Here is a 15,059-nt window from a genome sequence, read left to right as displayed (position 1 = left end):
GATGTCCCTAATTGACATTTAACATGGAATTTATTTTTGTCAATGCGAGTGGAGGAATTTAGATGATAAATAAAAATAGAGATTTAGGTTATTTACTTGAAGAACTTAAAATACAAATGATCAGGGGGAGAGGTCCCTGGCTTGTAGGAAGAGTATCGCTTGAATATGAGGGAAAAGTGATTGTGGTAAGCGGGAAAGCCCTAGAGCTTATGTTGGAAAAAACAGAGTCTATATTGTCGATGATACATGTTCGGGCGACTATCATCGCTGGACAAAGACGGAATCCTTTTCTCTTGTATTCAAAGGAGTATGAGAAATTATTTCTCATCATAGTGAAAGAGAATGAAGAATGCTTAGTTTTAAGAGACAAAATATGGTCGGACTATAAAATTAAAAGACCATAAAATGATTTCATAAAAAAATATCATGTGTGTTTTTTGATCTCCCACTTGACCCTCAAACGGGAAAGTATAAATTTATATCTAGGTTATTTATGAAACATGTTGATTTATTAAAAATGTTCCGTCAGAACAAAGTTGAAATTGTAATTCTGAGGGAAGTCAGAAAAAACTATTTTCAGATTGAAGTTAACGCTGAGATTCTTATTTCAAAAAGAGGAGGTAGGCGCGAATTGAAAATTGAGACAGCTAAAAAATATTTGGAACAGCTAGGGTGTGAAAAATTTGTCGTATTACTAAAGGATGAAAATAATGAAGAGGTTAATTTATTGGGTAGGAGTTAGTTATACGCTGGGTGTAGCAGCAACTGTAACATTCAGCGGTATTGAGACAAAGCAATGGTTATATGCACTAGCGTTTCCGGCCGTTGTTACAGCACTGTTTATTGCTCGTCCTAGCTTAGTCAGAAAAAACTGATAGAGGAGAGCGTTTCAATGACATGTAATAGCAGCTCCTTGATTCCGAAAATGATAGATCATGCTCAAAAGAGTTTTGGTGTAGCCCGATTTAATGAAAACGTATTTGAATTTGATCTGTGCCTATGGACGCTTTTGAAAAGCCTGTCTAGCCTTTATCCGAAAGAAGTCTCCGAGCAATTTTCTCTTCCATTGGATACTGTGGCCGCTTTGGCTTCGGCAAGCGAAAGTCAACTCAAACTGTTGTCATCTGGTGCCATAATCTCCTTCAAACTCTCTGGTTGTGAAAAGGACTACATCGAGTACCTAGAAGGTCACTATGATCACGTCAGTCTTATAAATAATCAGGATGCTGGGCTCAGCTCCGCCTATTGGCTGCTCATGGGCCGAATAGCACATGACAATACGGACATAGCAGCCCAGATATTTGATGTAACTACATCCCTAACCAAATCGGTGGCCGCAGCCACCGACAACCAGCTTCGTAGCTTAGCCTGTGACAAGGATATGCCATTTGTAATCCGTTTCTCTCCCGAACTGGTGAAAGAAATTCTGGAGAGTGACGAATGCCACGTTACTCATCTCATCTTAAAAAAACATCAACAATCTTTAAGCACTGGAGGCAGATATGAGCTGTAACAGTAACTTGTCACGATGGGGCATAGCTAGGAATATGGCACTCATAGGCTACATAAGCCAAATTATCATGATCGAAACCGGGCTCACTTATAAGCAGATTCGCAGATTATACAAAGAACTCAAAGATGAAGGACTTACGATCCGCAGGAAGAGCCACAAAGTTCGTGGTGGTGCAACAATTATCCATAGTCACACCTCAAAGATAGAAGCATCACTGCTAATGCAGCTCTATTTTAATATCACAGGAAAAGCAGCATTGCGATCTATCAACATCAATACTCTTCATTCTGCGTATAAACTTTACAGCGCAGTCAGAAGTGAAACGCTTGGTATGCATGGAGCGCGCTGGCAGATGCTAGATATTACAGACGCATGGTGTTTAGCCCAAGAGCTGCGGTCTGGTGAAGCGATGATAGAGACATGTCCTAGCTGTAAGTGCAATTACTTTACATCAGTGAATCAACGAACATCTGTGAATTGCCCTTTCTGCTTAAGCTCACCACAAGCTAGTAGCACAAAAAAAGAAGCAACGATTACGACAGTTTGATGCCAAATACACCCCAAATGGGCAATTACAGGTGCGTAAGAATTTTAAATACTGAAATAGCATGAACCATTGAAAACGGAGGTATCGTCTATGGTTCATCACCCCACATCAAGGTTTATCTCGTGTGTGCTTATTGTCACAATGTCACTGTTGCCAACCCACGGATATACAAATCAACCAACAAATCCTGCTAAGACTGGTCGAGAAGCTCAAAATTTTGGTCTTGAAATGGCCGCAGAGTTTGAGCAGCCCTCATATGAGGCTGGCAATGTTCACTTTAGCGGCGGTGAAGCCATCAATGTGAATGATCTTTTCCCTGGCACATCAGGCCAGAACGATGATCCGTTAAGTGACTATTTTGCAGACGGTACACAACCTAATGTGGACGCGCTGAAAAATATCTGGGACTCCAGTGATGGGATGGATGATGTAGGGAGCAACACTAAAAGCTCCCTGTGGCATGATGCTAACAGCGATAACCCTTCGGTTTCTGGAGCTGCTTATAAGGTTCTCCTCGATGCCACGAACCAGTCCAAGCCCGATTTCAGCAATGATCCGTTGATGAATCTTAGCCGAGAGACCTACGACAATATCGACATAATAGCCGAGGGGTTTGGGGATTGTTCGGCTGAAACCATTATCAAAGATAAAACCATTAAGTCACATGTGCCTGATTATTATACATGTGACCGACTGTATAAGCCTAAAGGTAACTGTGCTATCACTCATACGATAGAGATTGCCGCAGAGCCAGCTGATATTGTCTTTCTTATTGATAATTCGGGTTCAATGGGTGGGGTCATTCACGATTTAAGGAACAACGTAGGGGCTTTTGCTCAATTGCTAACACAAGATGGTAGTGATGATTTAAGGCTTGGAGGTGCTGTTTACAGGCACAGTGATTATATCTTTAATCGTGTGGAATTGACTCCGGATTTTAACGCTTTTAAAACTTGGCTAGATGGCGTGAATGCAGCTAGCGCACCTACTTACCCATTTGATGCTATTACATGGGCTGCGAATCATTACCAATGGCGTGGAGGGGATATTCGAAAGGTTCTTGTGTTAGTGGGGAACGATGATTCCGCTGGAAATAAGTCAGCAGCAATCTCTGCACTAGCTTCAAATCAAGTAGAGCTTTTTTCTTTTCACAACAGTGGGGAAGTAAAGAGCATTGGTACACCATTAGCTGATTACTTCTCAGGGCCTTTACTTTTAAAGTTTGCGCAGAATCTTACCGTTGTCTCCGATAGATGGACGCCTCAAAGTTGCATTGAGAATGGGATTGCTTCATTAGAGGAGTTCTGTACGGGTTCTTATAGTGCTTCACCATCTAATGATGATACGTGCGTAATGCTTTCTGGCTTCCAAGTATGTAAAGGCGATCCTGTTTATAATTTACTTGGTGAACCGCCTTTGCCCAATGTACCGAAGTTAGCTGCACGAGTAGATGTCTCACAATTAGAATGTTCATTTAACCAGGGGCAAGGAACTTGTTGGTTCGATAAAGATGGCAACGAGCAATGTCTGGAAAATTACCAAGATATTGAGCAGTGTAAAAAATATGAAGATAACCCCCAATGTGGTTTCATTAGCTCAGAGTGTGTTGATGGAGCGAGAGGCTCACAAGGTAACTGTTATGTACATGAAGAGAAATATGATTGTGGTTACGATGTAGAAGTACCTAGCTTAGAAAAAGAAACCGAGTATTCATGTGGTGGGCCAATCCGATGTATGGGGGATGATTGCCTTGATATAAACAAAACTCAGAGTGCTGATTTTGCAAGAGCTTCTGCATTGCTAAATGCGGCACAGTTCATGACTCAGGATATGAGCTGTGAAGATATTACAGGAGAGAACAACACATATTGTAAAGCGTTTAGCGGTGATCAAGGCGAGTGTAAGGTAGCGGTTGGCGGCGCTCAGGATTGTTGTGAAAAGCCTAGCGGCTTATCGATGGGGGATTATCTCACACTTATCATGTCAGTGCCGAAACTGGACGGTGCAATTCTTTCTCTTCAAGATGGCAGTGCAATAAAAGGTGCATATCAGGCTATCCGTGATCCTGCTATAAGTGGGTGGACAGAGATAACGAAACCTTTCACGTCTTATATGGAAAATATTACAGGTGCTATTGATAACTTTACTAAGCCAATAACCGACTTAGCTAAAGAGGCTATCCAAGCGTTAAAGGATGAAATCGCCAAAATTACAGGTAAGGCTCTTGGTAATGCATCTGCTACGGGGAGCACAGGTGTTGCTGTTGATGCACCCGAGGGGATGATGGAACAAATAGTCGGAGAACAAGCGGCGAGTATGCTCAGCGGCATTATGGCCGCATATACCGCTTACGTCGTGGCAATGATGATCATTCAGATTGTGTGGAAATGTGAAGAAGAAGAATTTGAGCTTAATGCAAAAAGAGCTTTGAATAGTTGCCATCAGGTTGGGTCATATTGCAAAACAAAAGTGCTTGGTGCTTGTATCGAGAAGCGCCAAACTTACTGTTGTTTCAGTTCGCCATTATCAAAAATTATCCAGCAACAAATCAGACCGCAGTTGGGGTTGAGTTGGGGTTCTGCGAAGACTCCTCAATGTGACGGCATTCCTTTGAACCGTTTGGCTGAGGTTGACTGGGAGCAAGTAAACCTCGATGAATGGTTAGGATTGTTACAGGCGAATGGTAAGTTTCCAGAGTCATCTGCGATTGACCTTGATAGCTTAACTGGTGCTGGGAGTATTTTTAATACCGATGGCACTCGTTTGAATGCGGTAGAAAGAACACACAAAAGGCTTGATGGGGTCGATTTAGAACGTATTCGACGAGAGAGTACTAGTTCAATTTTGATTGATACTGGAGCAAGTAATTAGAGTTCGGGGAGAGGGATTATGGAACTTTGGATTTGGTTCATGGGTTTGTTAACTGTGATCGCTATTGTTGGAGGGATCTTCTTATATACAAAGCGTATTTATGACAAATCCCGTTCAGAGTGGAGGGTAGGCACTATGGGTAAGCAGAAGGCTCGCTATCGTGTAGCCGTTCAATACTTAGAGACAGGCGATGCATTTATTGAGTTGCCAAACGATTTATTGAAGCAAGTTGGTTGGGGGGAAGGAGACGAACTGGAATGGAAAGCGCTGGAAAATGGTTCATTTGAGTTGGGGAAAATCACAAAGTTAGAAGATTAATAATGTGACATTTAGGTATACTTATAAGTCACACGTAAAAATTGACACGAAAAGTAGATTTGTCATAACCTATTTGTCACACTTGTTTAGATCATAATCTAAATGTCACTTTGAGGGGCTTATGTACATCTTTGGATACTTAAGAGCATCAACCTCTGATCAGAATGCAAAACGTGCTCAAGGTGCTTTACAGGAGTTTGCACAGCAAAAGGGCTTTCGAATAGCAGGTTGGTATATTGAGAATGAATCGGGAGCCTCATTACAAAGACCTGAATTACTCCGATTACTTGATGATGCTGCAATTGGTGATGCGATCATAATAGAGCAAATTGATCGTCTTTCTCGACTTGATGAAGAAAGTTGGTTCAAATTAAAAGAAATGCTGAACCAAAAGGAACTTAAGGTAATCAGTATCGATTTACCAACTAGCCATATCGCTTTTGCGCCACACATTCCCGACGAGTTCACTCGTTCGATGATCAGGGCTATTAATGGGATGATGATGGATATGCTCGCTGCAATTGCACGAAAAGATTACCAAGATCGACGGCGGCGGCAAGCTGAAGGGATCATGAAGGCTCGAGAAGAGGGAAAATATCGAGGAAGACAAGCAGATCTCCAGCTTCATGAAAAAATCTATCAGTTAAGAGTTATCAATGGGTTAAGTATCAGTGATACCGCTAAATTGACGAATGTGTCCACTAGAACGGTAATTCGGGTGGCTAAGAAGTTAGCAAGTGAGCGTTCATTGGGATAAGAAGCTTAACGTTTCTGTTCCTTATGGGCTCTAGTCCCCTAAACAAGAAATGCCCCTTTATCATCTAGAGCAAAGATTCTAACCCACTTTAGTCTGCAATATTTTTCAGCCCCCTAACTGCATAGCCATTCAATTTCCTCATCTAAACTTATTAAGGCCACTTCTAAAGTTAGACGGGAGGTCAATTATGTGGACGAAGAAAGGTCACTTAACTGGGCAGAAAAAGCCCTTCAAGCTCGAAGACATCTGGCGAATTCGCACTAGACTAGAAATCGAAGGCAATATCATGGAGTTGGCCCTGCTCAATCTCGCCATCGATTGTAAGCTCCGTTCTTGTGACTTGCTAAGAATGAAAGTTAGAGATATATCTTCTGGTGGCGTCATTCAAGATCGTGTTCTTTACAGCCAAAGCAAAACTGGTCGAGAGGTACAGTTTGAGATCACTTCCCGCACAGCACAATCCTTGACTCAATGGTTAATACGCAGCCAATTATCTGCACCAGATTATCTTTTCCCAAGCCCTCGCAAACAAGGTAAGCCAATGAGTTATAGCTGCTATGCCACCATTATTCGCCGCTGGGCAACTGAACTTGGCTACGATCCTTATCTTTATGGTACGCACTCAATGCGCCGTACCAAAGCGACGTTAATCTATGCTCGCACCAAAAACATTCGGGCTGTTCAGCTGTTACTTGGTCACGTGAAGCTAGATAATACAATTCGATATTTGGGGGTCGAGATAGAGGATGCGCTGAACATCTCTGAAGGGATAGACTCATAACTAGGTTAGACACTGAATTAAAGTTATGTCGATCTTGAGTTTAATCAATATTGTGTATTTATTTCAATGCTTTATGCTAACTATCAACTGATCAAGTGTCGCATTTACTCATATGCATGTGCCGTATTTATTCCTATGGCAACAGGGTTGAGTTATAATCTGAACACTTAGGAAATTAGGAGGTTCAAATGACAGCCGTTGACCGTATTTATCAAAAGATAAAGCGTTCAAGACGTTATGTGTTTGAGCGCAAAGACTTTGATGGCTTTGCTAGCTACGATCAAATTGGTCGTGCGCTAAAGCAACTAGTCACAAAAGGTGAGTTAATCAAGCTTGGCTATGGTCTATACACCAAGGCAAGGATTAACAGCTTAACGGGCAAACCCATGCCTACGAACCCTGGGGGGAGCGATGCCCTGATGCGCGAGATATTAAAGATGAAAGGCGTCGATTTTGAGATGGACAACCTATCTTTGCAAAGCCTATCAGGTGAAAGCACCCAAATCCCATCATCCGTTCAATACTCATGGAATCCCAAACAATTTAATCGCAAATTGGTTGTTGGTAACCGAGTGTTGAATTCACCGAGTTAATATGGAAAAACTAAAGCAACAGTTTCTTGAGGTTTCCGATGCACTTGAGCTCGGAAACCCTGCCATTATTGAAAAAGATTACTGGGTAGTTGCCTTGCTTTCTGAGCTAGCAGAAGTGAAGCCTGACTCTCACCAAATGGTCTTTTCTGGCGGTACAGCTCTGGCAAAGTCAAACGTTAAAATTCTGAGAATGTCAGAAGACGTAGACATTAAATTGATCCCTAAGCAAGCGTTTGATGAACTGAGCCGCGCAAAAAAGAAAGCAGCTCGTAAGGCATGCATCAACGGTATTGAACAGGCGATCACTCGGTCAGAGCGATTTACGGTTGAAGCGCGTAGTGTAAGTGATGAATATCGCTATGTTGAGTTGGAACTCCGATACCCGCAACAGTTTAGCCAAGCGCCATGTCTTCGCCCCATTATCAAACTGGAGTTAATGGAGACAATCCCACTGTTTGATGCAGAGCCTCGTAGCATTCAATCACTGGTCGCAGAGCTGTATAAACAACCACCAGAAGTGAAGGGGTTTGATTGCGTTTCTATCCATGCCACGTTGGTTGAAAAAATCATATCAATGTTGCGCCGCACAATGTCAGTCAAGCGCGATGCACAGCGTAAGGATGATGCCACTCTTGTGCGCCATATCTATGATGTTTACTGCATTCTAAAGACCGAAGAACAGACAGAACACCTCGACCTGACAGCACTTACAGCGTTATTTAAAACTGTGTTGGAAGAAGATATTGTGCGTTTTGGTAATCAGCATGCAGAGTTTGTTGCCACTCCAAAACAAGAGCTACAACTCGGATTGCAAGAACTTGAAGAAAACCCTGTTTTCCGCCATCGCTTTCAAGACTTTGTCACTCCTATGGTGTTTAACACCGAACCTCATGATTTTGATACCTGCTTTGCCTCCTTTAAATGCATTGCAGCGTCACTAATTAAAACAATTTAACATTACTCGAGAACAACTTAATGCCACACACACCAATCAACCAAGATGAGATCAACAAAGCCGTATGGGCTGCCTGTGACACCTTCCGTGGCACTGTTGATCCCTCTATCTACAAAGACTTCATCTTAACCATGCTGTTCTTAAAGTACATTTCTGGACAAAAGCTTCTCAGTTCGTAAAACCCGAACCGCACTTTACGAACCACTCGTCAAACCTGTCTCGGGGCAATGCTGGTCAGTGATTTTACTAATTTAGCAACTCAAGAATAACTAAAGGTATTGAAAATTCGGTTAACGAGAAGTCCAGTCTCACTAGAGCAGATAACTTCGGCAACAGCCCCTTACTGTTACTATGGACTTATTGCCGATTAGTGAACTTTTTCATGTTAAAATACCTGATTATCAGTATCATAGAGTTGGCATACGTTTGATTTTGGGGCTGATTCAGTAAAATTACCCTTTCATCCAGCCAAGTTTAAATTGAGTGGGTTCGATTAATGCAGAGCAAAGATATTGTCATTTTTCAGTGGAATCAAAATTTTGAGACAGGTATTGAACTTATTGACAACCAACACAAAGAACTGGTCTCAATACTTAATCAGTTAGCTAACACCATAGTAAATGACAACAAAGTTGATATCGATCTTGCTTTTAATAAACTTTATGCATATGCAGAATACCACTTCTCTACAGAAGAAAGTATTTGGGAAAAGTATTTTCCTGATGGAAGTTTTCTCGATTCCCATCGCTCAAGCCATGCTTCATTCTTGCCAAAAGTAAATAAAATCAGACAATTGGATTCAGCTAACTCTTGGCAAGAGGTAATAGAGCAAATAATCCAGTTTTTGATCCGCTGGCTTGCTTTTCACATTTTGGATGATGATAAGAGGATGAGCTTTGTTGTTCATGAAATGATGGAAGGTAAGAGCTTTTCTGAATCTAAAGAAATAGCCGATGAACATATGAGTGGTTCGATTCGTATTCTCATTGATACTATTCTAGGTATGTATGATGAGCTTTCTTTCCAAGCAATCGAATTAATTAGAGAGAGAAAAATACGTATTAAGGTTGAAGGAGAACTACGTTCAGCAAATAGAAAGTTAGAGCAGTTATCTATTACTGACGAATTATCAGGTCTTTTCAATCGCCGTTATTTTAATAAGATAATCCCCAATGAGATTCAACGAGCTATCAGGGAAAAATCTTTAATCAGCTTCATTTCCATAGACTTGGATCATTTTAAATCCCTCAATGATCGACTTGGTCACCCTAAAGGAGATGAAGCTATTGTTGAGGCTAGCATGAGAATCTCCAAGCTTTGCAGGCGTGCTGGAGATTTCTCCTTCAGGATGGGAGGAGAAGAGTTTTTAGTGGTCGTATCTGGGTCATCAAGTCCTGAAATCCTAGAGTTAGCGGAAAGAGTTCGTGGGAATATTGAAACTATTACTATCTCTAGCGAAGACATTGGTATATCCCATCAAATTACAACTTCTATTGGGGTGTTCAGTTATGTTCCTCAACGTGGAGATACAGTCGAACTTTATTTAGAACAGGTCGATGCTGCTCTGTACAAAGCAAAAAATAGTGGTCGTAATGTTGTTGTATCAGCTAATGGTTTCTAGGAGCAGCCCCAAAAACGCTCTACTTTCCAACTAGCAAATACAATTGCATTGCGCATTATTGCCACCTTTAGACCAATTAGCTAAATCTATCGAATGGAAGACACCTTATAAAATAGTTTGGGGCATACATGTTTTAGAGTGGATGTTCTAAGGCGCTTTTGTCCCAAAGCTTGGCTCTGTAAACATTTTTGGACAATTCTGTTTTACAAACAGGAGCAATATGTATTCTGTTTAGATGAGAAAATATATGGAAAAAACTCTATACACTGTGCTAATTCTAATGAATCGCACAGGAAGCTCGATATGTGCTCATGAGTGGGTTGCTCGCAAAGATAGCAAAAGAGGCCTAAACAGGCCTCTTTCATCTTAACTCAGCATAAAGTCATCTAACTCACTGGATGACTTGATTATCAGGGACTCCGATACTCCGTATGCTCTGGCTAACTTTACACTGCTGTCCAATCTATTGTTTTTAGGTTCGAAAGCTGCGGTCGTTAAATCACCCAATTCATCAAACTCTCTGTTGATTCGTTCCAAGGCCTGGAGCGAAATAGCATCGAGTTTCTTAGTGAACTCAGACATCAAGATTTTAAGCTCGTTAGCCAGCTTACTGTTTCCAGAACCCGCCATATCAACAAACAATTTGCCTGCAATTGAGCCTATCACCGCACCAAGTACAGGGACCGGAATGAGTGTCTGCCCTGCCGCTGTGAATATACCAACCATCGCAGATTCTGAACAAACGACCAATCCCAAGTTCATATATTCATCAAAGGAGATCTCACCATCCATATACTGCTTGGTTAGTACACTGACCCCTTTTGTTGCAGAAACAACAGCACTTGCAAATGGAGCAGCCATTGACGCGTAATTAGTTAACCCATAGATTGCCGCTGATGACACAGCACCTATCGCGGCGCCCTTGGTCGTATCAAGACCGACTTCTTTCCAGTCTTCGCGGTCAAAATCGCCCGCAAAAATGTTTTTGCCCGATTTGTACTTCGCGTAGGCTGTCGAGGCGAACGCAATCACTCCACCAACTGCGCCACCAATCAGGGCAGCTTTACCCATCTCGTTTAACGACGGCCCATGCTCCTTCTCAATTTGGTCCTTTTGTCGTTCGCTTTCTTTGCGTAGCTCTTCCTCGTGTTTATTCAGTGTGTCATCGATCGCACCACGCTGCACTTCTGCATAATCGGAAATGCCAGGTTGAACCACTGAATTAAACGGTTGGCCTGTAAGCTCTTCAATTTCTGCAACCTTTGCCTTTATAGCATCTATGCTTCTTTGAGATAGCCCATCAACATTTTCTCCCGACATAATTTTGCCGATTAGCTCATGTGTATCCTTAGGGATATGGTAGAACGAACCGTCTCTTCCAAAATCCGGATATTTTTCCATGTGGTCTAATACGTGTTTCAGGTTGTTGTTGGCACCGTTGATAAACTTAGACTGGACCTCGGTATCGTTCAGCAAATAATCGGCTGGGCCTGTTCGTGCTACACTATCAATATCTGCTGGTAAATCATCTGCAGATATTCCTGCCAAAGCTGCCTTTGCGTTACGTATTCCTACCTCAACTTGCTCAGCTATTTCACCGTGCTTCGTTGCCTCCGACCCTAAGATCCCATCAGGGTTGCTGATGAAGTCTCGAACCTTATCTACTTGGGCCTGCGCTAGATTAAAGGCAGCCTGCGCTTTATCGAGCTCAATCCCTTTCTCAAACAGACGAGCTTGGTTGATATTATCGACAAAGGCGCCTGAAATCTGATCGGTGACGGCACTATTTCTCTCAACGCTCATAGAGTTTACCTATTTAACGCTTTTGTTAAGTAGCTCAGACAGCGAGCGAATGTGGTTGATGAGTGCTCCCAGTGATAGTTTGTGCTCTTCAGTAAATCGGTTGTAATCTAACGGTGCCGCATTCACTAATGAGCTAAGAATGTCTTTCATGCCTTGTGAATGTTGCTTGGTCAAGTCAATCAATCGTTTGATCTCTGTTGCACTAACATCCAGTTGCGCTTTATGCGCTCTGATTTCTTTTTCTTGAGCTTTTGCTTTTCTGGCAATTTCGCCGTTTTTTTTACGAGCTAACAGGCCACCGCCAGCCAAAGCCGTGATGCCAATACCCCAACCAACTGGCCCCGCGAGTGCAAGCAAAGCACTTCCACCTGTCATACCGCCACCGCCAGCTGCAAGCGCACCACCGCCTAGCCAAGCGAGAGCTGCGTTAGTCGCTGCAGCACCACTTAGTGAAGCAATCGCCGTTCCTGTTGATGCTGTACCGAAAGTCGTCGCAATAGCCATAGCAGCCGTTGGGGCAAATGCAGCTACGCCAGCACCCGCAGCGATACCGGCACCAGCCGTTCCACCGGCTTTAAGATTGGCGTCCATGACCTCTTGCTCGATTTGTTCCAATACGTTCTTAAATTCTTTTACCTGAGCTTTGTACTCACCGAATGATTTTTCGAACTCTTTAGGAGAGTTTGCCAGGGTATTAATGAAATCTTCGCACTCAACGATAAGCTCTGTACTGCAATACTGGCGGAGCTCGAATAACGCTACTGACGATTTTTGAACCGTTTCAATAGATAGTTTGTATTGGCGATCTGCCCGTTCTAAGTCTGCGATAGCTTGCTTTTTGATATCGTGATTAAACATATGAATAGTCAGCCTTTAATTTAATTAGTAGTAAGATTTTGATTCCGGATTTAGCAGCTGTATACGTCTAGCGATTTGGCCTGAAAGGCAATTCATTATGCAACCACATGATTGCATAGTCATTGTTTATTTATATATTGATAAACGGAATCGAGTAAATCTGATGTTTCATAAACAGAAGTGTGGCATTTTCATGCCAGCCAAGATCTCGCTGACACATTGATGGACAAAAATGCGTTACGACAAATAGAATATTAGCAACTAATGGATAACTTCAAGTATTGAGAGCTAGCGCATGACATGTACATACGCTAGCAGGGTGCTTGTGCCAAGAGCTTGAAAGATGATTTAATCGCACGAACTAGGGTCTAAAACATACGTCCGACTTGAGGATTTTAATGTAAGTTCTTGTTCAGAAGTACATTCAATATAGTCATATTGCTTTATTTTTTCTCTCGTGTTGTTATCTAACCATATGGCAGAGGCAATAGAACTTAATACTATTATCGCTATAGAATATAGCCCTGTTTTTGTCGAAAATGGTACTTTTAGTAATAGTTCTGTTGACCTGTGTAGCATAGCTATGGGAATGATCGCTATAAAACCAAATATTAGAAGGCCTACAAAAGAAGCAACATTGTTCACTAAACCTGCTAGTTTTACTTTAGGAATGATACCGATTGAGTTGTTAATGCTAATTAACTCATTAATTGAGCTGTAGCTCAACCACACCATAAAAACCATAAGAGGCCAACTAGCCATCACTTTAAGCCAACGCTTTATCTTTAGTCTTCGGTTAAATTTTTCATTAGAAATCATTAATAGTTTTCTTTACTTGATTCTTCATCGGTTCCGTAAATTTAAATTGGTCATCTAGTTTAGATATTTCCTTTCCTACAATAAACGCAGTAACAGCGAAAATACCAAGTGTTAGAGCGGTTGGCACAACAAGTACCGTACTTAATGTTGCGACTCCCAGAATAGTTATTCCTTGAGCGATAACTCCTGCGGCAATGCCCTTAGATATATCCGCTGTAAATTGGCCGACCACTTCACCTAGCGTTTTTTCATCATGTAGAATGTAGTCAACCGCATTAACCGCACCACTAAACACAAGTTCAACATAGATGTTGCCTTTCAAGAAACTGACATTGCCTTGAACAGTATTTAGAGCATGACCAATTTTAAGCATTTGTGGTGTTGCTTCTTGCCAACGGATACCTAGGTCTAAATATTTAGGCTTGTAGTTCTCAACCACAATATTCATTACACCATTGATATTGACAGCTTTAGCGGTTGCCCCCAACCGCCAAGCTCTTTAGCGACCTCATAAGCGCCTTTAAGCCCCATGCCTACGCCAGTGTAGTCCTTGCCGTTCGAAAGTTGTCCATGCGAGTCTTTGATGAGCAAGTCTAAATACTCGTTACCTTCTTCAACAGTCAGTACCGCAATACTCACGTTCTCTTGTTGAGAGGTGTCCCACTGATATTCTTTAGCTTGCTTTTGTAAATCATCGTTCCATTCTTTTTCTGTTAGGTCGTAAGCTTGTTGGACCGCTTTGCGTTCAGCAAGAACGCGCTCGCTATTTTCAGCCCATCGTTTCTCATCGTTCGCGGTAGATCTCAGCTCTTCCTGACGTTCTCAGCGTTGACGTGCTGCTCGTTCTCTAGTGGTTTCTTGTCTTTCTTCTGGGGCTACAGGAGAGGATTCATATCTCATGGGAGTCGGTTTTACTGATAAATAAAAAGGATAATAACAATATTTTCAGTGATTTATCATCCCCAACAAGATTGCATGATGATTTAACCAATTAAATAGGCAGTTTGACTAATCAAACAAGCACAATGAAGGCTCAATAGTGTTGAGTTACATTCAATCGGATAACTTTTCGTAGGGTAAAACGTACGAACCAAATTTTGTAGAGTATTTATTCCAGTTCTTTTTTGGGGCATTTCTGTGTTTCATGCCCCATCAGCAAGCCTCTAGATATAAGTTTTCCTGAGCATCGTTTCTTTAACGTCACACAGAAGGGTGATTTACCATCCACGAATGCAACTGCTGGGCTTTATTTAGTGCGATACTAATTTCTTCCAATACTGAGTCAAAACTCTGTTCTGCGATTGATATTTGAGGTAATGGTGTTTCTATGTTTACTGATTTTCCCGACTTTATGATTCGATATCCACTACGTTCCAAACCTTCAAATTGACTTTTGATATCGGCTTTGTTGCTTAAATCGATGGAACTAAATCAAGAAGCTACGATCTGATCGGCTACACCCATTAATCGTCGTAGCCTCATGCCTAAACCTCGTTACAAAACAACTAATTGGACGCAGTACAACAAAGCCTTAATAAACCGTGGCTCTCTGACCTTTTGGATTGATGAGGAAGCGATAGCCGAGTGGAAGCAAAACAAACAAGGCAAGCGCGGCAGACCTCG

15 protein-coding genes and 2 pseudogenes are annotated in these 15,059 nt (G+C 41.9%); 13 read left to right on the top strand and 4 right to left on the bottom strand.

Annotated features, from left to right (window positions below; genetic code table 11):
• The first annotated feature begins 62 nt into the window (after positions 1 to 62).
• From R8N49_RS21675 to R8N49_RS21620, 12 genes and pseudogenes are all read left to right on the top strand, one after another.
• Complete coding sequence (locus tag R8N49_RS21675; RefSeq protein ID WP_017788955.1) at positions 63 to 404, top strand: hypothetical protein; 342 nt, start codon at positions 63 to 65, stop codon at positions 402 to 404.
• Between the two features lie 89 nt (positions 405 to 493).
• Positions 494 to 742 (top strand): hypothetical protein, encoded by a 249-nt coding sequence (locus R8N49_RS21670; RefSeq protein WP_077672958.1) that lies wholly within the window; start codon positions 494 to 496, stop codon positions 740 to 742.
• 150 nt (positions 743 to 892) lie between these two features.
• On the top strand, positions 893 to 1,513 hold the full coding sequence (locus tag R8N49_RS21665) for a hypothetical protein (RefSeq protein ID WP_000128321.1): 621 nt from the start codon (positions 893 to 895) through the stop codon (positions 1,511 to 1,513).
• Complete coding sequence (locus R8N49_RS21660) at positions 1,503 to 2,060, top strand: FlhC family transcriptional regulator (protein WP_001277754.1); 558 nt, start codon at positions 1,503 to 1,505, stop codon at positions 2,058 to 2,060. The genes R8N49_RS21665 and R8N49_RS21660 overlap by 11 nt, the downstream gene beginning before the upstream one ends.
• Before the next feature lie 90 nt (positions 2,061 to 2,150).
• Positions 2,151 to 4,931, top strand: a complete 2,781-nt coding sequence (gene traN, locus R8N49_RS21655; RefSeq protein WP_017788967.1) for a conjugal transfer mating pair stabilization protein TraN — start codon at positions 2,151 to 2,153, stop codon at positions 4,929 to 4,931.
• A gap of 18 nt (positions 4,932 to 4,949) precedes the next feature.
• Positions 4,950 to 5,249 (top strand): hypothetical protein, encoded by a 300-nt coding sequence (locus R8N49_RS21650; RefSeq protein ID WP_017788968.1) that lies wholly within the window; start codon positions 4,950 to 4,952, stop codon positions 5,247 to 5,249.
• Positions 5,250 to 5,370: 121 nt separating this feature from the next.
• Positions 5,371 to 6,006 carry a recombinase family protein gene (locus R8N49_RS21645; RefSeq protein ID WP_031847521.1) on the top strand — a complete coding sequence of 212 codons (636 nt, stop codon included), beginning with the start codon at positions 5,371 to 5,373 and terminating at the stop codon, positions 6,004 to 6,006.
• 187 nt (positions 6,007 to 6,193) lie between these two features.
• Positions 6,194 to 6,787: a tyrosine-type recombinase/integrase gene (locus R8N49_RS21640; RefSeq protein WP_005391099.1), complete on the top strand. Its 594-nt coding sequence runs from the start codon at positions 6,194 to 6,196 to the stop codon at positions 6,785 to 6,787.
• A 188-nt stretch (positions 6,788 to 6,975) separates the two neighbouring features.
• Complete coding sequence (locus R8N49_RS21635) at positions 6,976 to 7,380, top strand: DUF6088 family protein (protein WP_222133134.1); 405 nt, start codon at positions 6,976 to 6,978, stop codon at positions 7,378 to 7,380.
• Position 7,381: 1 nt separating this feature from the next.
• Positions 7,382 to 8,335: a nucleotidyl transferase AbiEii/AbiGii toxin family protein gene (locus R8N49_RS21630; RefSeq protein WP_102424391.1), complete on the top strand. Its 954-nt coding sequence runs from the start codon at positions 7,382 to 7,384 to the stop codon at positions 8,333 to 8,335.
• A gap of 20 nt (positions 8,336 to 8,355) precedes the next feature.
• Positions 8,356 to 8,490: pseudogene (locus R8N49_RS21625) on the top strand (type I restriction-modification system subunit M N-terminal domain-containing protein); the annotation flags it as partial.
• Between the two features lie 341 nt (positions 8,491 to 8,831).
• Positions 8,832 to 9,956, top strand: coding sequence for a GGDEF domain-containing protein (locus tag R8N49_RS21620; RefSeq protein ID WP_181387656.1), 1,125 nt, complete (start codon positions 8,832 to 8,834; stop codon positions 9,954 to 9,956).
• A 366-nt stretch (positions 9,957 to 10,322) separates the two neighbouring features.
• On the opposite strand, the gene R8N49_RS21615 is transcribed toward R8N49_RS21620, so the two are convergent.
• From R8N49_RS21615 to R8N49_RS21600, 4 genes and pseudogenes are all read right to left on the bottom strand, one after another.
• Positions 10,323 to 11,759 carry a hypothetical protein gene (locus R8N49_RS21615; RefSeq protein ID WP_222133135.1) on the bottom strand — a complete coding sequence of 479 codons (1,437 nt, stop codon included), beginning with the start codon at positions 11,757 to 11,759 and terminating at the stop codon, positions 10,323 to 10,325.
• A gap of 9 nt (positions 11,760 to 11,768) precedes the next feature.
• Positions 11,769 to 12,617, bottom strand: coding sequence for a hypothetical protein (locus tag R8N49_RS21610; protein ID WP_222133138.1), 849 nt, complete (start codon positions 12,615 to 12,617; stop codon positions 11,769 to 11,771).
• 348 nt (positions 12,618 to 12,965) lie between these two features.
• Complete coding sequence (locus R8N49_RS21605; RefSeq protein WP_017821094.1) at positions 12,966 to 13,436, bottom strand: hypothetical protein; 471 nt, start codon at positions 13,434 to 13,436, stop codon at positions 12,966 to 12,968.
• Positions 13,426 to 14,336, bottom strand: a pseudogene (locus tag R8N49_RS21600) (hypothetical protein). The gene R8N49_RS21605 and the pseudogene R8N49_RS21600 overlap by 11 nt, the downstream one beginning before the upstream one ends.
• 580 nt (positions 14,337 to 14,916) lie before the next feature.
• Between R8N49_RS21600 and R8N49_RS21595 the strand changes: the two are divergent.
• Positions 14,917 to 15,059: transposase (locus R8N49_RS21595; RefSeq protein WP_169643946.1), on the top strand; the 143-nt coding region annotated here is incomplete at its 3' end.

The sequence above is a fragment of the Vibrio sp. 1978 genome (assembly GCF_033344345.1).
This window is presented reverse-complemented; position numbering and strand designations above follow the sequence as displayed.